20 protein-coding genes are annotated in these 19,668 nt (G+C 40.6%); all 20 read right to left on the reverse strand.

What is annotated here, in order from left to right; translation table 11 throughout:
* Positions 1–9: 9 nt before the first annotated feature.
* The 20 genes from pgsA to NSR00_RS05195 all read right to left on the reverse strand — a co-directional run bounded on the left by pgsA (position 10) and on the right by NSR00_RS05195 (position 19,544).
* Positions 10–588 (reverse strand): CDP-diacylglycerol--glycerol-3-phosphate 3-phosphatidyltransferase, encoded by a 579-nt coding sequence (gene pgsA / locus NSR00_RS05100; RefSeq protein WP_327862729.1) that lies wholly within the window; start codon positions 586–588, stop codon positions 10–12.
* A 54-nt stretch (positions 589–642) separates the two neighbouring features.
* The gene (locus NSR00_RS05105) at positions 643–1,530 is read right to left on the reverse strand and encodes a helix-turn-helix domain-containing protein (protein ID WP_340787423.1); all 888 of its coding nucleotides are present in this window, start codon (positions 1,528–1,530) and stop codon (positions 643–645) included.
* 15 nt (positions 1,531–1,545) lie between these two features.
* The gene (locus NSR00_RS05110) at positions 1,546–2,340 is read right to left on the reverse strand and encodes a YmfK family protein (RefSeq protein ID WP_066246441.1); all 795 of its coding nucleotides are present in this window, start codon (positions 2,338–2,340) and stop codon (positions 1,546–1,548) included.
* Between the two features lie 146 nt (positions 2,341–2,486).
* Positions 2,487–2,744: a DUF3243 domain-containing protein gene (locus tag NSR00_RS05115; protein WP_339209900.1), complete on the reverse strand. Its 258-nt coding sequence runs from the start codon at positions 2,742–2,744 to the stop codon at positions 2,487–2,489.
* Between the two features lie 72 nt (positions 2,745–2,816).
* Positions 2,817–3,530, reverse strand: coding sequence for an elongation factor P 5-aminopentanone reductase (gene ymfI, locus NSR00_RS05120; RefSeq protein ID WP_445206635.1), 714 nt, complete (start codon positions 3,528–3,530; stop codon positions 2,817–2,819).
* A 15-nt stretch (positions 3,531–3,545) separates the two neighbouring features.
* Positions 3,546–4,835: an EF-P 5-aminopentanol modification-associated protein YfmH gene (gene yfmH / locus NSR00_RS05125; protein WP_339209902.1), complete on the reverse strand. Its 1,290-nt coding sequence runs from the start codon at positions 4,833–4,835 to the stop codon at positions 3,546–3,548.
* A complete protein-coding gene (yfmF, locus tag NSR00_RS05130; RefSeq protein WP_340787426.1) occupies positions 4,832–6,109 on the reverse strand; it encodes an EF-P 5-aminopentanol modification-associated protein YfmF in 1,278 nt (425 codons plus the stop codon). Before yfmF ends, yfmH begins: the two co-directional genes overlap by 4 nt.
* A 427-nt stretch (positions 6,110–6,536) precedes the next feature.
* Complete coding sequence (locus NSR00_RS05135; protein WP_063386722.1) at positions 6,537–6,719, reverse strand: YfhD family protein; 183 nt, start codon at positions 6,717–6,719, stop codon at positions 6,537–6,539.
* A gap of 103 nt (positions 6,720–6,822) precedes the next feature.
* Positions 6,823–6,951, reverse strand: coding sequence for a YfhE family protein (locus NSR00_RS05140; protein WP_311066216.1), 129 nt, complete (start codon positions 6,949–6,951; stop codon positions 6,823–6,825).
* 82 nt (positions 6,952–7,033) lie between these two features.
* Entirely contained in the window at positions 7,034–9,352 is a 2,319-nt protein-coding gene (locus NSR00_RS05145) for a DNA translocase FtsK (protein ID WP_340787428.1), read from the reverse strand.
* 135 nt (positions 9,353–9,487) lie between these two features.
* Positions 9,488–9,706 (reverse strand): YlzJ-like family protein, encoded by a 219-nt coding sequence (locus NSR00_RS05150; RefSeq protein ID WP_066246452.1) that lies wholly within the window; start codon positions 9,704–9,706, stop codon positions 9,488–9,490.
* Positions 9,703–10,437 carry a ClpP family protease gene (locus tag NSR00_RS05155; RefSeq protein WP_066246454.1) on the reverse strand — a complete coding sequence of 245 codons (735 nt, stop codon included), beginning with the start codon at positions 10,435–10,437 and terminating at the stop codon, positions 9,703–9,705. Before NSR00_RS05155 ends, NSR00_RS05150 begins: the two co-directional genes overlap by 4 nt.
* A gap of 157 nt (positions 10,438–10,594) precedes the next feature.
* Positions 10,595–11,854: a group II intron reverse transcriptase/maturase gene (gene ltrA, locus NSR00_RS05160; RefSeq protein WP_340786753.1), complete on the reverse strand. Its 1,260-nt coding sequence runs from the start codon at positions 11,852–11,854 to the stop codon at positions 10,595–10,597.
* Between the two features lie 590 nt (positions 11,855–12,444).
* Entirely contained in the window at positions 12,445–14,100 is a 1,656-nt protein-coding gene (locus NSR00_RS05165; protein ID WP_340787432.1) for a ribonuclease J, read from the reverse strand.
* A 187-nt stretch (positions 14,101–14,287) separates the two neighbouring features.
* Positions 14,288–15,163 carry a 4-hydroxy-tetrahydrodipicolinate synthase gene (dapA, locus tag NSR00_RS05170; protein WP_094246018.1) on the reverse strand — a complete coding sequence of 292 codons (876 nt, stop codon included), beginning with the start codon at positions 15,161–15,163 and terminating at the stop codon, positions 14,288–14,290.
* Between the two features lie 22 nt (positions 15,164–15,185).
* Positions 15,186–16,400: an aspartate kinase gene (gene dapG / locus NSR00_RS05175; protein ID WP_340787435.1), complete on the reverse strand. Its 1,215-nt coding sequence runs from the start codon at positions 16,398–16,400 to the stop codon at positions 15,186–15,188.
* Between the two features lie 66 nt (positions 16,401–16,466).
* Positions 16,467–17,510: an aspartate-semialdehyde dehydrogenase gene (asd, locus tag NSR00_RS05180; protein WP_340787440.1), complete on the reverse strand. Its 1,044-nt coding sequence runs from the start codon at positions 17,508–17,510 to the stop codon at positions 16,467–16,469.
* Between the two features lie 127 nt (positions 17,511–17,637).
* On the reverse strand, positions 17,638–18,228 hold the full coding sequence (locus tag NSR00_RS05185) for a dipicolinate synthase subunit B (protein ID WP_063386715.1): 591 nt from the start codon (positions 18,226–18,228) through the stop codon (positions 17,638–17,640).
* A complete protein-coding gene (dpaA, locus tag NSR00_RS05190; protein WP_340787443.1) occupies positions 18,212–19,126 on the reverse strand; it encodes a dipicolinic acid synthetase subunit A in 915 nt (304 codons plus the stop codon). The genes NSR00_RS05185 and dpaA overlap by 17 nt, the downstream gene beginning before the upstream one ends.
* A gap of 157 nt (positions 19,127–19,283) precedes the next feature.
* Entirely contained in the window at positions 19,284–19,544 is a 261-nt protein-coding gene (locus NSR00_RS05195; protein WP_340787445.1) for a YlmC/YmxH family sporulation protein, read from the reverse strand.
* Positions 19,545–19,668 lie beyond the last annotated feature (124 nt).

Here is a 19,668-nt window from a genome sequence, read left to right on the forward strand (position 1 = left end):
TCCACATGGTTATTTCGAATTGACAAACGCGTGTTTATTTTTCATGAAATAGTCCCATCCAGATAAAATGGTAAAAAAGAGCGCAACCCACAAAGCAATGTCTGCAAATGGAAACGAAATCCATTCAAAAGGTATATTATGTAAAAGCAAAGCGGAAATAGCCACAATCTGCGTCCATGTTTTTATTTTGCCGAGCATATTAGCTGCTACGACTTCTCCTTCCCCAGCCAGAACTAAACGCAATCCGGTTACGGCAAATTCACGGCTGATGATCAGAATGACAATCCAAGACGGAGCAGCACCTATTTCCACCAATATGATGAGAGCAGAAGAAACGAGCAATTTATCGGCAAGAGGATCTAAAAACTTTCCTAAATTTGTCACAAGTCCAAGCTTGCGTGCATAATATCCATCAATCCAATCGGTCGTCGAAGCTAAAATAAAAATGAGGGCACCAACGACATGATTGACAGGAATAACTACTTCACCGACCGACCAATTTCCCCAGTTAAAATCGCCAAGCATCACAATCATAAATATTGGAATTAGCATAATTCTTGATACAGTGATTCGATTAGGCAAATTCATTTTGTACCTCCACTAGCATAAAGTAAGAAAGAATAAGCCATCTCGTACGATGACTTATTCATCCTTGTTATTTAAAATGATAATATCCTGCCGAACCATTTTATTCGGGTCCGTTTCATAAGAAACGGCTTCTCCATTCACTTGAATGGTCGTAAATCGAGCATCGCCTATAACGATTTTTGCTTCTTCTTCCGCTGTTACATCAACCGTTTTCTGCTCATTTTGTCGCATCATTCCTGCAAAAAACGATTTTCCTTTTCCGTTCTTCACTTCTATCCACGAATTCCCATTGGTTGAAATATCGATCACCAATTTGTCCGCATTGGACAATTCATATACGGTTTCTTTCCCTCTTACTTCTTTTACCGTCAATGTTGGCTTCGTTTCATTTTCGGCGTTCTCTTCTTTTTTCTCCTCTTGTTCTGTTTCTTCAACCGAACGGTCTTTTTCATCGACAATATTATTTTGCTCTTTTTTCTCAGGCTCCACGCCAGAGGTTTCTATTTTGACGGATTTTGTATCGTCCTCCGTCTGAACGCCTTCATCTGTGCTTCCACGCTGGGAAAGCACCCAAACGATAATCGCCACCAAAATAATAACAGCGATGACGGCAAGCTTCGGTAACAGCTCTAAAAATTTGGAAGCCGGCTTTGGAAGCTCTTTATGCGTTTGAACGCGGGACAATTTCTCAGGTATCTCATCATATGTACTTGGTATTTCATTTTTATACTGTTCAAATAAAACATCCGGATCAAGGTCAACCGCTTCCGCGTATTGTTTAATAAACGCACGCACATAAAAATTCCCCGGCATGATCGAGTAGTTTCCTTCCTCAATGCCGATTAAATAGCGCTTTTGAATTTTAGTTATTTCCTGCAAGTCATCGAGTGAAATGTTTTTTTCCAGCCTAGCTTGTCTCAGATGGTTACCTAACTCGCTCAAAACGCACCCACCTTTCTAAAAATCAAATCCATTATAAATTGAGTGGCCAAACGGCTGATGATTATTTTCTACAACGTCATACGTAATTTCTTCATCAGGGTGATGTCTTAGTTCAATAATGTAGTCGAAATCATCCAAAGTATATTCGGAGCTCTGAACGAAAATATCTGGATGCTCCACGACTTTCGTTGCCGGAAGCTGCATCACTTCCCGAACTAATTGCAAATGCTGTTCAGAGCCTCTTTTCATCGTGACGATTCCATCTAAAATAAACACGTTATCTGTCCGGTATTCATCAGCAATCAGCCTTTCCCGGACAGTTTGCTTCAGCATGGTTGAAGAGAGAAAAAGCCATCTTTTATTCGCACAGACGCTCGCCGCTACGATCGATTCTGTTTTTCCGACACGCGGCATTCCGCGTATGCCGATTAATTTATGACCGTCTTGTTTAAAGAGCTCGGCCATAAAATCAACGAGAATACCAAGCTCATCGCGAACAAAACGGAACGTCTTTTTATCATCTGCATCCCGTTGAATATAAAAGCCATGACGGACAGCAAGACGATCTCTCAGCTTAGGCTGCCGCAATTTTGTCACTGTTATGTTGTCCATCGTATTCAGAATAGATTCAAGCCTTTTAATTTGTTCAATCGTTTCGCAGCGCAGAAGCATCCCGCGGCGCATATCATCAACGCCGTTAATCGTAACGATATTAATGTTCAGCATACCGAGCAAAGACGAAACATCTCCCAGCAGCCCCGGCCGGTTTTTTTGAATTTTATATTCTAAATACCATTCAGTTTTTTCCACCTTCAAAGACCCCCAAATAACACACCTATAAATTTATAATAAATCATTTTAGATAAAGAAGAAAGGATAATTGCAAGGAAAAAATAAAGGGCATCTTGGTCATTTCACCAAGTGCCCTAACTTGACAGTAATAAATGAAAAACATCCTAATGGACGCTGTCATTTTGAACAAGTTTCACCATCATGTTGGCGATTGCATGTTGCTCCTCTTTTGAAGCGACACTCCACAGATCGTGAAGAATTTTTTCTTCAGGGTTTTTCGGCTCCACTTGCTTTGCTAAATAATCACCGATTTCATACGCTAAATTGGAAATAACCTCTTGGGACAATCCGCCTCTTTCTGCTTGCTGAAGGCGATCCGCCAAAAAATCTTTCCATTGATTCCAATTTTCCAATACTGACATATGTTCCCCTCCTTTATCGTTTAATCAATTTTTATTTTCCCTTGATCATGCAGTTTTTATACGGAGAGGGAATCAGCAGTACCATCCTCCATTGACAGAAATGACCTGACCTGTAATGTAGGAAGCTTGCTCGCTAATAAGGAATAAAACAACATTCGCCACTTCTTCAGGCTTTCCATTTCTTTCAAGGGGGATGCTGTTTTTAATATCTTCCAATTCTTCAGGAGAGAATCGATCATTCATACTTGTATCGATCATGCCTGGCGCAACGGCGTTGACGCGAATATTGGAAGGCGCTAATTCCTTCGCTAGTGCTTTCACAAAGGAAATTTGCCCCCCTTTTGCCATGGAATACAAAGCTTCACAGCTCGCTCCTGTCTGCCCCCATATAGAGGAGATAAAAAGAATGCTTCCTTTTTGTTTTCTTATCATTCCACTGACTACTTTTTGAGTAATAAAAAAGGGTGACGTGAGATGAAGCTGTATAATTTTTTGATAATCTTCCATCAAAACGTCTTGAATCAGTCCGTAGTGGGAAATACCGTTAGCAAAAATAAGAGCATCTATAGAAGATGGAATGTTTTCAAGTAATTGTTCCGTCCCGCTTTCCGATGACAAATCCGCATAAACTGGAATAATCTGATCATATAACTTCATTGCTTCTTTTAACGGTTCAATGTTTCGAAAGTATTGAGCATAAATTTGATATCCTTCCTGAGCCAATTTTTCTACAACCGCTTTTCCGATTCCTCCGCTGGCTCCAGTTACTAACGCTGTTTTCAAGATTTCCCCTCCGCAATATTATGATTTCGGCAAAACTTGGAAAACTGTTAAATAATCTTCATCAATCGCTTCTTTTAAAACTGCTTCAATCGTGTCCATGTTTACATTTTCTAAAGCTTGCACAACATCGAACAGATTCATTTCGTTAAATTGATACCGGGTAAATTGATTGGCGATAAATTCAGGAGAATTAAAAGCCCTTAAAAAAGAGCCGATTTTTTTCTTTTTGGCGGCTTCCAGCTGCTCATCGGTAAATAACGATTGCTTGCTTTTCATAAGAGCTTCTTTTATATATTCACTCAGCTCATCCGGCCGGTCGGTATCGCCGCCGACCATAGCAAAACCGAAGCTGTACTCCTCTGTATAATCGAAGCTGAACGTATCATCAATGAGCCCTTTTTCATACAATTCCAAATAAAGCTTTGAGCTTTTGCCAAAAAGCATTTCTAAAATTAAATTCATGGAAAGCTCATGCGTAAGCAGCTCTTCCCCTTTTCGGAAAGGATGTTTTGCCTTTAAGCCGACTAAGCATTTCGACGACTTGACATTCATATAAATTTTTTCACTCGTTTTAAACACTTCATCTCTTTCCTGTACTTGTTCACGAACAATATTCGTTGGCTTTTTAAAATCTTTTTTTGCCTGATTCTCTTCCACTTGCTTGATAATTTTTTCCGGTTGAACAGGCCCGATCACAAACAGGAGCATGTTGCTGGGATGGTAAAACGTTTCGTAGCATTCATAAAGCTGCTCTTTTGTAATTTGATTTATCGAATCAATTGTGCCGGCAATGTCAATCCGTACTGGATGGCTTTCATACATGTTTTGGATGAGTCCAAAATAAAGCCGCCAATCAGGATTGTCTTGGTACATGTTGATTTCTTGACCTATAATGCCTTTTTCTTTTTCAACGGATTGGTCAGTAAAATAAGGACTTTGGACAAAATCTACTAACGTTTCTAAATTTTTTTCAACATTTGCCGTGCTGGAAAAAAGATATGCCGTTCTCGTGAAGGATGTAAATGCATTGGCCGATGCCCCTTGTTCACTAAACTGTTGAAATACGTCCCCATCCTTTTTTTCAAAAAGCTTATGTTCCAAAAAGTGAGCAATACCGTCCGGGACGTGAACGATTTCCTCTTTGCCAATTGGAACGAATTTATTGTCAATAGAACCGTATTTAGTGGTGAATGTCGCATACGTTTTATGAATCCCTTGTTTTGGAAGGACATAAACATCTAATCCATTTTCCATTTTCTTATAATAATACGTTTCTTTCAGTTGATCGAATGTAATTTCTTTTATCATAAAGATCTGCCCCCTTTCAAAAAATAAACCGTATCCAGTTGAATTTTTTCAGCAAGCTGGACGATTTCGTCTTTTTGGACCTTTTCTACCCCTTCGATCCATTCTTCAATAGTTCGGTTTGTTTTCGCAACAACATTGTGGTACAGCACTTCCGTCATTCCGTAAGGGGTATCGATTGTTTCCAGCAACTGATTTTTGATCACCGCTTTCGTTTGTTCCAATTCTTTATCTGTAAAATCTCCCTTTTTCATCGCTTCCATTTGTTCATGAATAATCGTGAGAGCGCGTTCGTAGTTCTTCATTTCAATTCCTGACATCACCATTAACAAGCCTTTATGGCTTTCCACTCTCGAGGAAGCATAATAAGCAAGGCTGTTCTTTTCGCGAACGTTTAGAAACAGCTTCGAATGCGGAAATCCCCCAAAAATGCCGTTAAACACTTGCAATGCGTAATAATCATGATCACTATATGTTGTGTGCGTGCGGTACCCGATGTTCAATTTCCCTTGGGTAATGTCTTGTTCTTCGATAACTTCGTTAACCTTCTCAATTTTTTTTTCAACACTTTCAGCCCTAGCTTGTTGATTGGATTTTGTTAAACGGAAATATTTCCTGACAATATCAGCCACTTGTTCGTTTTCAATATCCCCGATCACAAATAAATCGACTTCATCATGCTGCAGCATGTTTGTATAATAATCTGTCAGCTGTTGAGGAGAAATTTGATCGATATGCTCTTTCTCTCCGTTGACATGCAGACGGTACGGCTCAGTTTTGCACATTTCTTGGATTAAACGTAAATTCGCATAACGCATTTTATCGTCATAAACCGCTTCAATGCGCTGTTTTAATGTCCGCTTTTCCTGTTCGATAATGCTTTGATTGAACCCCCCTTCTTGCAGAGGAGGCGAAAGAAGCACTTCGGACAACAATTCGATCCCTTTTTCCAATAAAGGTGTCTTATCTTTTAAAAATTTTTCATTCGGGATTTCCATCCGGAACGTAATGATATGGTTTTCTCCCTTTTTGGCTAAATCGACTTGCAGTGTTGCACCGTACAAATCATCCAAATATTTCCTTAATTCAGTTGTGGATGGGTAGGATGCTGTACCTCTTTGCAAAACATGGGGAAGCAAAGCTCGAATGGTTACATCCTTTTCCGATAGCGGCGCCTTTAACCTTAAAATGAGTGAATTTGTTTTAAAAGCATTTGATGAAACGGTATGCAGCTGAATCCCGTTTATTTCGCTTACTTGCTCTTGTAAAAAACCCATTCTATCCCTCCTAAGCCTGAAAGCTTTCTATATGTTATTGTTTCCAATCATGAAAAAACACGTTATTAGTAATTATATCAATCATAGGATATTGAAGGAAATCATAACGAAATGAATTATTATTTAAAGTTTACATAATTAAATTACTGTTAATTATTTAACAAAAATCAGGGATGTCTCTAGCCAGATCAGCTAACTTATGACATCTATAAATAGGGGTATACTATACGATAAGATGCAGGAATTAAAAAGTCTTTAGCAGATTCTCGGAGAAAACACACTATTGATCGTTGCCCAATACTTTTTTGTGTGTTTCAGTTTATTGTTCAATTTTAAGTAAAAAAATACCATATACTTAAAAAGACAACAGAAAATGAATTCTGTTGTCTTTCATCATTTTTTTCAGGCACAGCTTTTGAAACAACCTTTATGTTCTTTTCTGTTGCCTTTTGTCCGCTGCAGCAGAGCGAGCCAATGCTTGAAGATCGTCCTTGTCGGCAAGCTCTCTTGAAAATTCAATACTTTTGCCGTCTGACTTCAAATTTTTTGGCACTTGCGGCAGCTTAGCTTTGTTTTTATCACGCGCTTTTTGCTTATGTGCTCTTCCCATTTTGCGCACCTCCGCAAAGAGGGTGTAGACAGTTGCTTTCACAACATGTCCTATCCATTAGGGTGACATGTTCGGAGCATTTTATAATTGGCATTTTTATGCTTTAATGGCTTTCATGTTTTTCTGAAAAGCCTCCCGCTCTGTCAGCCATTTTAAACGCTCTCGAATAAGTGACTTCTTGGGCGCTGCTCAAACTGCTTTTTGCTTTTTTACGTTTCGCATCTTTTGCCATCCATCGATCTCTCACTTTCTAGTAAATGTAGTTTTAGTATGCCCGTTATTTAAATATTTTTACATGAAAAACACGAAAATTTTTATGACAAACGTTCCTCCAGCTCTTCTTTAGAAATCAACACTTGGCGCGGCTTGCTTCCCTCATAAGGTCCGACTACCCCTCTCTCTTCCATGGCGTCAATTAATCTCGCAGCTCTTGAGTAGCCGATTCTAAATCTTCTTTGCAGCATGGATACACTTGCACTTTGCATGTCCACAACTAGTTGAACCGCTTCATTATATAATTCATCATCAACATCTCCATGATCCTCGGAATCTTCGTTCGGAATCATTTCTTCTTGATATTGCGCCTTTTGTTGTGAAATGACGTAATTCACGACTTTTTCCACTTCTTCATCTGATAAAAACGCTCCTTGAACACGAATCGGCTTTGATGATCCGACTGGCAAAAACAGCATATCTCCTCTTCCGAGCAGCTTCTCAGCTCCCCCCATATCCAAAATAGTGCGTGAATCGGTTTGGGAGGACACACTAAAGGCAATTCTCGATGGAATATTGGCTTTTATGACTCCTGTAATTACATCAACAGACGGACGTTGAGTCGCAATAATTAAATGAATGCCAGCAGCACGGGCCATTTGTGACAAGCGTGTAATCGAATCTTCTACATCAGAAGAAGCCACCATCATTAAATCAGCGAGCTCATCCACGATGACGACAATAAAAGGAAGCTCAGGTTGCTTCTCTTTTGAAAGCGAATTTTGCCTTCTGATCATTTCATTATAACCTTCAATATTGCGCGTTCCAGTATGTGAAAACAGCTCGTATCTTCTTTCCATTTCATTTACTACTTTTTGCAATGCGAGCGACGCTTTTTTCGGATTTGTCACAACAGGAGCCAATAGATGCGGAATCCCATTGTAAACACTTAATTCGACCATTTTTGGATCGATCATCATCATTTTCACTTCATGAGGCTTCGCCCTCATCAAAATGCTTGTAATAATCCCGTTAATGCAGACGCTTTTTCCGCTGCCTGTTGCACCTGCGACAAGCAGATGCGGCATTTTGTTCAGTTCAGCCAGCACAGCTTCTCCAGTTATATCACGTCCTAAACCGATCAGCAGCTTGGAATCAGGGCGATCGTTCATTTTGGATTCCAGCACCTCGCGCAATGACACCATCGCAATTTCTGAATTCGGCACCTCAATTCCAATTGCAGACTTTCCCGGAATCGGCGCTTCAATCCGAATATCTTTTGCTGCTAAAGCCAGCGCCAGGTCATCGCTTAAACTGACAATTTTGCTTACCTTCACCCCGACATCCGGGTACACTTCATATTTTGTTACAGCAGGCCCTAAATGTACTTGGGTAACCTTTGCCTTCACTCCAAAGCTTTGGAAAGTGCGCTCTAGTTTTCTCGCATTATCGTAAATATTCCGCTTATCGGCATGCTGACCGCTGTATTTTGGAAGAGACAGCAAATCAATCGGAGGCAATTTATAATCTTTGTTTTCCATCTCCTGAAAGGCGATCGGCTCATCCTTTTCTTCAAGCGTAATTTGTTCCTGCTTTAAATTATTTTCGGGCTCTTTTTTATCATTTGTCACGATTTCCGGATGGTCTGTAAAACTGGAAATAATCGGTTCAGATGTATTTTCTTCTAAATGTTCATGTTCATCCTCATGTTCTTGATCGTCTTCAGCCTGAACCTTATTGGAGCGATGCTTCTTTTGCTTTTTCTTTTGTTTTTTTACTAAGGAAAATAAGTTCTTCATATCATCCACAAAGGCAAAAAATTGTTTTTTGAACATCCGGCCGATGGACTCAACAATTTTGGAGAGGCTGTTTCCGAGTGATTTTCCGGAAATTAAGATGCAACCAATTATGATCAAGACAATGGAAATAATTCGGGTGCCCCCTGAAGAAAATAAATAGTATGATGCAGCAAAAAAAACGGCGCCGATCATTCCTCCTCCAAGATCTTGAGCGCTTGCCTCCCCGTTTAATTCCTTTAAATACATCTCCCAAGTATTCAATATAACGCTTGGAGAAGCAAAAACTCCTCCCTTTGACAAATTTTCAAACAGCTTCATATGGCTGAGAATTAAAATTGAGCCAACTATAAGATAGATCCCGAGCCATCTTCTCGTTAAAAAATGAGGGAATGTCTTTTTCCAAAATATATATATGGAAAACCATAATAATCCTAGCAAAAAGATAATAAACCATTCTCCAGCGAAGAACCGAAAAAAGGAGACAAGCGCTTTGCCAGCAAATCCAAATTCGCTTAAAGCGATTATCGACAATGATAATAGCAGAAGTCCCGCTATTTCAAATTTTAGTTTATTTTGCCAATCTGTTTTTCTCTTTTTTCGTTTCCTTTTCACTTTTGCCACTTTAATCCCACCTATGTATTATGTAAAACAAGAACGCAGCCACTATTTGGCTGCGAACGACTGTTTGTGTCCATATTATATCATACAAACTTGAATTTAGGTATGCTAGCAACGATGTTGTCTTTAAAAGGAATGTTAGCTTCGAAAAAAAGGTACTTTTTGACCGGGGAAAACAGATTCCAATAAATAATGGTTTGGATTGGTTGAAAGCACTCTGACGATTTGGCATTGATTTTCTCCCGTTTCTTCTATTAATAATGAAATGCCGTTCATCTCAATAATGTGCCTTTTTTGAAAAGCTTCTTGATCTGATGGAAAAATGAGTTCTTCAGGAACAGTCGTGTATAAAATCATTGAAGGATGTCCCCTCCTTTTCCATTCTTTCTTTCCAAAATAAGCTCGTTCAATTTTTTCATCGCGCTGCCTACACCGCCTATTTCATCGATCAAGCCGTACTTAACCGCATCTTGACCGATAACATTTGTTCCAATATCCCTTGTTAAATTTCCTTTTGAAAACATCAGCTCTTTAAATTTATCTTCTGTAATATTGGAATGCTTTGTTACAAAACTAATAACCCGCTCCTGCATTTTATCAAGATATTCAAACGTTTGCGGAACACCAATGACCAAACCGGTTAACCTTATCGGGTGAATCGTCATCGTAGCCGTTTCCGCAATAAATGAATAATCGCATGACACAGCGATGGGCACACCGATAGAATGTCCGCCGCCAAGAACGATGGATACAGTCGGTTTCGTAAGCGAAGCAAGCATTTCAGCGATCGCAAGTCCTGCTTCAACATCGCCGCCGACAGTATTTAAAATGACGAGCAGTCCTTCAATTTTCATATTTTGTTCAATCGCCACAATTTGCGGAATGATATGTTCATATTTTGTTGTTTTATTTTGAGCAGGGAGCTGTATATGTCCTTCAATTTGACCGATAATGGTCAAACAATGAATGTTTGTTTCCTGATCCATTTGCGGAATGTTTGTTTGTCCTAACTGCTGAATTTTGTCAACTACATTTTCGCTTCCCTTTTCCACTGGCTGAACAGTCGGTTGATCAGCATTTCCGTTCATCCCAATCATCCTTTCTTCTTACCGTTATGATGTTAGTATGAACGGAATCCATTTTTTCATACGGCTAGGAAACCGTTTTAAAAATCGAGTAGGAGGGAGCGATTAACTCCCGTCCTCTCACACCACCGTACGTACGGTTCCGTATACGGCGGTTCAATTAAGTATGACGTAGTGCTTGATATCTTTCGAATAGACTTCTTAACCCTCGACGCTTCCAATAGGAGTTGTCGAGGGTTTTGTGTAGAATGGGACTGCAGGCAATCCGCCAATATTTCTTGCGTGTATTGCCCCATTCGAATGCTTTATGGCTTGGAACCCCTAATCCTCTGAGTTTCCGAATTCTTGTTTTCGGGGTTTTCCATTCTTTCCACAAACACATCCGAAGCCTTCGTCTAATCCATTCATCAAATTCTTTGAACTTACTTGGTGTTTCTGCCAAGGCAAAATATCCGCACCATCCCATTAAATACTTGTTCAGTTTCTCAATCCTTTTCTCCATTGGATACGGTTTCGACCTTGATGTAATTTCACGGATCTTGTTCTTCAAACGTTTCACACTTTCGTTCGCAATCCGTACCTTTGGAGTCTTATTGAGTGTGAAGCTGAAACCGAGAAACTTCCGTTTCCAAGGACGGTCTACCGCCGATTTCTCTTTATTTACCTTGAGCTTTAACTCCTTCTCTATAAAGTTCGTAATGGAGTTCATGACACGAATTCCTGCTTTCTTTGTTTTCACATAGATGTTACAGTCATCCGCATACCGAACAAACTTATGTCCACGTTTCTCAAGCTCTTTATCCAATTCATGAAGCATGATGTTTGATAAAAGTGGACTAAGCGGGCCGCCTTGAGGCGTTCCCATGTCCGTTTCCATTACCACTCCATTGATCATCACGCCTGATTGAAGATACCGGCGAATTACCTTCAGTAGAATTCGATCTTTGATCGTTTTCGCCAAGATCCCCATCAGTTTGTCGTGATTCACCTTGTCAAAGAATTTCTCTAGGTCTATATCGACTACCCAACGATATCCTTCTTTGATATAACCCTTTGCTTCCCTAACCGCATCATGTCCCCTTCTACCTGGGCGGAAACCATAGCTATGGTTCGAGAAGGTCGGATCAAAGATTTTCGTCAACACTTGGGCAATCGCTTGTTGGATGAAACGATCCGTCACGGTAGGGATCCCTAGAAGCCTTACTCCACCGTTCGGTTTCGGGATTTCGACTCGACGGACGGGTAAGGGCTTGTAGGTTCCTTCTCTCAACGACTGTCGAATGGAGTCCCAATTTTCGTAGAGGTGTCTTCGTAGGTCTTTTACGGACATGCCATCTACTCCGTGACTTCCTTTGTTCTGTAAAACTCTTTTAAATGCCGCTATGAGATTTTCCCGTGACAAAATCAGTTCCATCAACATTAGATATCCTCTCCACGTGAACGAATCCTTCTATTTGTGCCATCTTCTGCTCCACCCTCTTGAAGTCCCCCGTGGGATTCACCACTTCCTCCTTCAAGTAAGTCCTATCGGATTGTCTGCTTCCACACAGAAGATGAACGCCTAGCGATTCGTTCTCCTTAATTGTTCAGTCCTTCCTCTTCCATCTCGAGCTTGAAAGAGTACTATGACCTCTGCTGACTTCTGACTGTTCAGCTATCTATCACTAGATAGGTTACCAAGGTTACTTGGCGTGCCAGCCAGACCTCCCCGGGTAAGAGTGTAATCTTTCCTTCCATCCATCTGCTTCATTTACTCTGTATCACCTTCGGCAGAAAGGGCTTTGTTTTGTCATGCAAACTCACCCAGTGATACCTAGCCTCATATGAAGTTCGTGTTCCTCAGACCGGAAGTTTGCCGCTCGCTTCCTTCAGATTCCGCGTCACCACGGACACCCTTGCGTTAAGCTAACTGCTACTTCTGCCTTCGCAGCTCGGGACTTTCACCCTATAGATTACACCCATGCCGGGCGCACATGAGAAAAAAGCAGGCTTCGTCGGCCTGCTTTTTGTCTAAACCTCCATAATAATTGGCAAAATCATCGGGCGGCGCTTCGTTTGCTCATATAAAAATTGATTCAAGACGTCGCGAATGTTTTGTTTCATTGTTGACCAGTCCATTGAGACATCTTCCATACAAGACGACAGTGTGTCATGCACCATTTTCGTAGCTTTGGAAATTAAGCTTTCAGACTCACGGACATACACAAACCCTCTTGATATAATTTCAGGACCAGCGACAATTTTTTTCATCTCTTTGTTTAACGTAACAACAACAATTAAAATGCCGTCCTGAGATAACAAACGCCGGTCTCTTAGCACGATATTTCCAACATCTCCTACACCAAGCCCGTCAATGAGTACATTTCCAGAAGGTACTTTTGTAACCGTTTTGGCAGATTTAGGGGTGAATTCAACCACATCTCCTTGATCGAGCAAAAAAATGTTTTCTTCGCGTATTCCGATCGATTGCGCAATTTTAGCATGCGCTATTTGCATTTTAAATTCACCATGAACGGGAATAAAGTATTTTGGTTTCATTAAATGTAGCATAAGCTTCAGCTCTTCTTGGCAGCCATGACCAGAAAAAAACGCTTTTTTATCAATCGAAACAACATTGGCTCCTGCTCGAAACAGCAAATCAATCGTTTTCGAATAAATAAGTTCTTGTCCGGGTGTTGGGGTCTGAGCAATTAAAACCGTATCATCGGAAGTTATATGATGTTGCTTGTGAATGCCTTTGGCCATTTTTGAAATTTCCGCAAGCGGATCGAATGAATCGCTTGCACATAGTAGAACAGAGTTTTGTTTTTCAAGCTTTTTTAAATGCGACACCGGAATAAACAAATCATCGTCAGCCTTTAAATACCGTAATTGTCTTGCAAGCTCAATAATTTTGGCAAACGATTTCCCTATAATTGCTATTTTTCTTCCAGTCTCAACTGCGGCATTGAAAATTTGCTGAATTCGGTAAATATTCGTCTCTGCTACAGATACAACAACTCTTCCAGGCGAATTATACATAACATCGTTGATCATTTCTCCGGCAAGAGCTTCGGAACCAGAAAAGCCGGGTCTTTCTGCATTGATACTGTCGGAAAGCAAACAAAGAACTCCGCTATTACCGATTTCCGCCATTTTACCAAAATCAAGAAAATGACTTCCGATCGAGGATTGCTCTAATTTAAAATCGCCTGTATGCACGATCGCTCCCATTGACGTATGGAAACAAACTCCCATAGAATCAGGAATATTTGAGAATGTGCGAAAAAAAGAAACCGTCACTTGAGGAAAATGTACAGGCTTTCGCATATTCACTTCGCGAAAATCAGCGGTAACAGAATATTGCTTCATTCTTTCTTTTGTCAAGGCAATTGTCCATTTCGTTCCGTAAACTGGCGCATTGATATGTTTTAAAATGTAGAAAATCGCACCGATCCGATCCAATCTGCCATTTGTTAAGAAGATGGCCCGAACCCTATCTTTACGTTCAAGCAAATATGTAATATCCGGTATCACCACATCAATTCCGAGCATCTCGTTTTCAGGATATTTCAAGCCGGCATCCACAATAAAAATATCCGAGTCGATTTTGACGATGTACAGGTTTTTTCCGACTTCCCCAACCCCTCCTAAAGCAATAAGTTGAATTTTTTCAGCTTTTTTCATAAGTGTTAGTGATCCTCCCTAAATATCCCCGTCCAAAGCACTTAGCAATATTATACCTGATGAAAGAAATGGAATACAAGTTAATTTATATCAGGCACACTTATCCGAAAAATTAAGCCGCTAGACTCAGCTGTTTTGAATGGGGCAGAGTGGAATTTTTAAAATAAAAAAAGGCTAATCACGATGATCAGCCTAATTCATGGATCACAGCGGCTAATGACGTTCGCTCATCTGTTGTTAACGGAACTAACGGCAAGCGCACCGGACCAACATCCAGACCTTTTATTTGCAGCGCTGCTTTCACTGGAACAGGGTTTGGCGCCTTAAACAGTTCTTTCATTAATGGGAGAAGTCTTCGATGAAGGCTTCCGGCTTTTTTCACATCACCTGACAAAAAGGCTTGAATCATTTCTTGCATTTCATCTCCTACAACATGGGAGGCTACAGATATGACGCCATCACCGCCTATTGATAATGTCGGCAGCGTTAAGCTGTCGTCCCCAGTGTATAAAGCAAAATTATCTGGCGTTTTCTCGATAATTTTGGCCATATTATCAAGATCTCCGCTAGCTTCTTTAATCGCAACGATATTGTCAATTTCCGATAGACGAATAACCGTTTCAGGCGCGATCGAGGACGATGTTCTGCCAGGCACATTGTAAAGCATCACAGGAAGATGCGTGCTTTCTGCTATCGCTTTAAAGTGCTGATAAATCCCTTCCTGATTCGGTTTGTTGTAGTATGGAGTGACAAGCATAATCGCATCGACGCCGGTTTGTTCCGCCTTTTTGGTCAGTTCTATGGAAGCTCTTGTATTGTTTGTACCTGTCCCTGCAATCACTGGAACTCTTTTATTGACAACAGAAACGACATGTTTAAATAAAGCGAGCTTTTCTTCCGTTGTTAAAGTTGGAGATTCACCCGTTGTTCCAGCCACAACAATTGAATCTGTTCCATGATGGATTAAATATTCTACTAATTTTTCCGTTTTTTGAAAATCAATATTCCCGTTATTGTCAAACGGGGTAACCATTGCAGTTGAAATTCTTCCAAACATACCCACTTGTTCCTCACACCTTTATCGATTATTTTCCAAGATCAAACGCTTTATGAAGTGCATTAACTGCTTGAATCATTTCACTTTCCTTCACAAGCACCCAAATTGTTGTATGGCTGTCTGCCGATTGCAAAATTTGTATCCCTTCCTCCGATAAAGCAGCAACGATTTTGGAAGCGACTCCAGGAACTCCTTGAATGCCTGCTCCTACAATTGAGACTTTTGCACAATGCCGCGTGATCATCGGATCATATCCGATCTCTTTCAAAATTCCAACAGCAAGATCCGTTACATCCCCATGAACAGTATATATGACACTCTTAGGAGTAATATTAAAGAAATCGACGCTAATTCCGCTTGTAGCCATCGCTTTAAAAATTTCTTGATGAAAACGGAAATTCCCTTCTTTTGCTTCTACTTTAATTTGCGTGACATCGGAAACATGAGCAATTCCAGTAATTAAACGTTCTTTTATGTCCGCACCTAGTTTATCCTGATGGTGAGAAGTGATGATCGTTCCTTTCGATTTAGAATAAGTGGAACGAATGCGAATCGGGATTTTGGCTTGCATAGCGATTTCAACCGCACGCGGATGAATCACCTTTGCTCCTTGATAGGCCAAATTGCAAATTTCCGTATACGTCACAAATGAAAGGGGCTTTGCATCCTTAACAATACGAGGATCCGCTGTCATAACTCCTTCCACATCTGTAAAAATGTCTACATATTCTGCTTTTAAAGCTGCTCCAAGTGCTGTTGCTGAAGTGTCACTGCCGCCGCGCCCAATTGTCGTCACATCTCCATTTGCTTGTGCTCCTTGAAAGCCTGCGACAACAACGACATCATTTGTTTCTAGAAGCCCGAGCAGGCGATCACATTTCAATTCTAATATTTTAGCATTTGTATGTTCATTTGTCGTCAAAAAACCTGCCTGCGCTCCGCTTAAAGCTGCCGCTTTTATTCCTTTTCCTTTTAGCATGCTAGTAAATACGACAGAAGAGATGATTTCTCCGCAGGACAGCAACATATCCTGTTCACGTTTGGAAATGGTGTCGATCCCGCCTTCCACAAGGCTGATCAGCGTATCTGTTGCGTATGGATCTCCTTTTCTCCCCATCGCTGATACGACGACGACCACTTTTTTTTTCTCAGACAAGGCTTCCTTTATATGTTCGTACGCATGTCTTCTGCCTTGTTCATCACGGACAGACGTTCCTCCAAACTTTTGAACAACAATGCTCATGATGTTCACCTCTATAAAATAACTAAACAGAAGAGAGCTGATGGCTTCAACTCTCTTCTTTTCACCTTATACTAATTTCAGTTTAATTAAACTTTCGGCAATTTGTACAGAGTTTAACGCTGCCCCTTTTAATAAATTGTCGGATACAACCCAAAGGTGGAAGCCGTTTGGCCGATCTAAATCTTTGCGAATTCGGCCTACAAATGTATCGTATTTGCCTTCTGCAAAAGCAGGCATTGGATAAATTTGATTTGCCGGATCATCTTCAAGCGTAACGCCAGGCGCATCTCTTAATACATTGCGAATATCATTTACAGTAACATCGTCCCTGTCGATTTCAATGTAGACTGATTCTGAATGCCCGATGACGACCGGCAAGCGGACGCAGGTCGCTGCAACTTCCAGATCCTTCATATGCATAATTTTTTTTGTTTCATTGATCATTTTCATTTCTTCAAATGTAAATCCATTTTCCTGGAATTTATCAATTTGCGGAATTGCATTAAACGCAATTTGATAATGTTTTTCGTCACTTTTAACAGGTAAAATTTCAGGTACAAACGGCTTTCCTTCTAAAATCGCTTTAGACTGTTCTTTCAATTCTTGGATCGCTTGTGCCCCCGCACCTGATACTGCTTGATAAGTGGAAACAATGACTTTTTTCAGCCCGAACGCTTTACGGATCGGCTGCAATGCAACAACCATTTGGATCGTCGAACAATTCGGGTTGGCAATAATACCGTTATGCCATTTTATATCCTCTTCGTTCACTTCCGGTACTACGAGAGGAACGTTTTCATCCATTCTAAATGCGCTCGTATTGTCGATCACGACCGCGCCTCTTTTAGCTGCTTCCGGTGCAAGCTGCTTCGACACGCTTCCTCCAGCGCTGAAAAGAGCGATATTAACCCCTTCAAAGCTCTCCGGTTCCGCTTTTTGTACTGTGATTGGTTTTCCTTTAAATGTAGCTGTCTTTCCTGCAGATCGTTCGGATGATAACAACGTTAAAGTTTCCACAGGAAAGTTTCTTTTTTCCAATGTTTCGATCATTCGTGTTCCTACTGCTCCAGTTGCTCCGACAACTGCTACATGAAAACCTTTTTGAGCCATTTTCTATCTATCTCCTTCCAAAATGCATCAGAGTCGAATAATCATGTATTCGTATTACGTTTAATTGTATCACAGTAGCCAAAAAAAGTGATGAGCGATTTTTCATGAAAGCGTTTTATTTGTTTGATTATTTTTTATGTTCAATAATAACCGGCTGAAGCTGTCTATGTTCAAGCGCATGTTCAACTGTTTCCACTAACCGATCCATATTCGCCACCATTGAATTCGGTTTTTGGTGGGGTGCATCTTGGCCGAACGGAACAAAGAAAATATTTTTTGCCGCCATTAGCTTCATTAAATTTACGCCATTTAACCCGAGAGCATCGTTTGTAGAAATGGCTAGTACAACGGGGCGATGGTTTCTCATAGTCGCTTTTGCAGCCATCAATACAGGAGAGTCCGTCAAGGCATTCGCCAGTTTGCTCATCGAATTGCCGGTCATCGGCGCAATGACCATGCAATCAAGAGGAATTTTCGGACCTAAAGGCTCGGCATCCACGATCGAATCAATTACTTGATTTCCAGTCGCTTCTTCAATTCTTTTGACCCATTCTTCTCCTTCCCCGAATCTAGTTGTTGTCGTCTTTACGGTCGAGGTGACAATTGGCAAAACGTTTGCTCCTTTTTCAACGAGCTTTTGAATTTGCGGAAATACCGCATCATAAGTACAATGAGAGCCTGTTAAACCAAATCCGATCCGTTTACCTTTCACTTCCATTATCCATACTCCTTTCAAGCTGATGCTGTTCAGTTAAAAGGATTGTCAACGCATTCGCCAAAATTTGGCCTGCTGTCCTCGGTGCAACAATTCCTGGAAGACCAGGTGCTAAAATGGCTTTCATACCTCTTTTTTCAGCATAGTGGAAATCGGTTCCCCCCGGCTTTGATGCTAAATCGATAATAAGAGCGTGGACAGGCATAGCTGCCAAAATATCAGAAGACAACACCAACGCTGGAACTGTATTTATGCAAATATCGATCGACGACAATTCATCCTTCAGTTCACTCAAATGAAACGGCTTCATTCCCATTTCCGTGATCCTGGCCAAATCTTTCTGTTTGCGAGCGCCTACCTTCACATTAGCTCCTAATGCTGCAAAAGTGCGGGCAACACTCATTCCTGTCCGTCCAAATCCGATAACAGCAATGTTCGAACCATGAATGGTAAAATCAGTATGTTGAATAACGAGCATTATGGTCCCTTCTACTGTCGGAATGGAATTATATATCGCTACATCATCACGGTCCAGTATCGGTACAAGCTTTCGTTTTTCTTTTTCCATTAACTCTTCTAAATATTTTGTGCGTATCCCAGAATAAAAGATGCAATACTCAGGAGTGGAGGCCACCATTTCTCTTGTCAGTACGATTTCTTCAGCGGAAAAAACTGCTTCGACCTGTCCTTCGCTTCCGGTTCCTGAAACAGGCAATATTACTGCATCCATTTCTTCCAGACTAATATTATGTCTGTTTATTTTCACTGATCCTGTATACCCATGTTCAAGCTGATCAAATCCTATTAAAAATAGATTGGCATCGTGCTCTGATAGCCTTCGGATCACCTCTAGCTGCCGGGCGTCACCGCCAATTACAGCAATGTTTAAGCCAGTTAACATCCTTTTTTTCACCTTCTTTATGGCAATTCAGTTCAGTTTCGAAAACTATAATTAGCTCCCTGTTTTAAGCATATTATGTAGGTGGCAGTTGATAGGTGAATCGCATCGAAAAATTGCCAAAAAAATAAAGCCGGCTTCTTTAGCCGGCGGATCTTCATTAGTCATCAATTTTATTTAAGGAATTTTCCGGTACGTCAATAATGATCATATCTTGACCAATTTTTTTGATATGCTCCCACGGTACTCGAATATCATGTCCTTGTTTCCTTAAACCGAACCACTTTAAAGAAGGAATAATAAGCGCCGTGATTTGTCCGGTTTCCGCATTGATTTCAAAGTCTGTTTGACCGAGCACGCCTAGACGTTCCGCTTGTTTTACATCGACGATTTCTTTTCCGCTTAACTCGGATAAACGCATAGTATTGGCTCCCCTCTTTCATTATAAATATACGAACATATTCACAGGCAGAGATTGATTCGAAACTGATGAACATAGCTTTCCATACATGTATACGTTTTTGGCAAATAAAAAATGCCCGCCA

Source organism: Aeribacillus sp. FSL K6-8394 (assembly GCF_038008865.1).
Taxonomy (GTDB): Bacteria; Bacillota; Bacilli; order Bacillales; family Aeribacillaceae; genus Aeribacillus; species Aeribacillus composti.

Excerpts from the sequence above, each read along its gene's own strand:
- NSR00_RS05140 (WP_311066216.1), bottom strand. The coding sequence starts at position 6,951 with ATGGCAAAAGATGCGAAACGTAAAAAAGCAAAAAGCAGTTTGAGCAGC.
- NSR00_RS05150 (WP_066246452.1), bottom strand. The coding sequence starts at position 9,706 with ATGATTTTATACACGACTGTTCCTGAAGAACTCATTTTTCCATCAGAT.
- NSR00_RS05195 (WP_340787445.1), bottom strand. The coding sequence starts at position 19,544 with ATGCGTTTATCCGAGTTAAGCGGAAAAGAAATCGTCGATGTAAAACAA.
- NSR00_RS05165 (WP_340787432.1), bottom strand. The coding sequence starts at position 14,100 with ATGAAAAAAGCTGAAAAAATTCAACTTATTGCTTTAGGAGGGGTTGGG.
- ltrA (WP_340786753.1), bottom strand. The coding sequence starts at position 11,854 with ATGTTGATGGAACTGATTTTGTCACGGGAAAATCTCATAGCGGCATTT.
- yfmH (WP_339209902.1), bottom strand. The coding sequence starts at position 4,835 with ATGATAAAAGAAATTACATTCGATCAACTGAAAGAAACGTATTATTAT.
- NSR00_RS05135 (WP_063386722.1), bottom strand. The coding sequence starts at position 6,719 with ATGGGAAGAGCACATAAGCAAAAAGCGCGTGATAAAAACAAAGCTAAG.
- asd (WP_340787440.1), bottom strand. The coding sequence starts at position 17,510 with ATGGCTCAAAAAGGTTTTCATGTAGCAGTTGTCGGAGCAACTGGAGCA.
- NSR00_RS05185 (WP_063386715.1), bottom strand. The coding sequence starts at position 18,228 with ATGGAAGTGAAAGGTAAACGGATCGGATTTGGTTTAACAGGCTCTCAT.
- yfmF (WP_340787426.1), bottom strand. The coding sequence starts at position 6,109 with ATGGGTTTTTTACAAGAGCAAGTAAGCGAAATAAACGGGATTCAGCTG.
- dapG (WP_340787435.1), bottom strand. The coding sequence starts at position 16,400 with ATGAGCATTGTTGTTCAAAAGTTTGGAGGAACGTCTGTCCGTGATGAA.
- NSR00_RS05115 (WP_339209900.1), bottom strand. The coding sequence starts at position 2,744 with ATGTCAGTATTGGAAAATTGGAATCAATGGAAAGATTTTTTGGCGGAT.
- NSR00_RS05155 (WP_066246454.1), bottom strand. The coding sequence starts at position 10,437 with ATGAACGGAAATGCTGATCAACCGACTGTTCAGCCAGTGGAAAAGGGA.
- pgsA (WP_327862729.1), bottom strand. The coding sequence starts at position 588 with ATGAATTTGCCTAATCGAATCACTGTATCAAGAATTATGCTAATTCCA.
- dpaA (WP_340787443.1), bottom strand. The coding sequence starts at position 19,126 with ATGTTAACTGGCTTAAACATTGCTGTAATTGGCGGTGACGCCCGGCAG.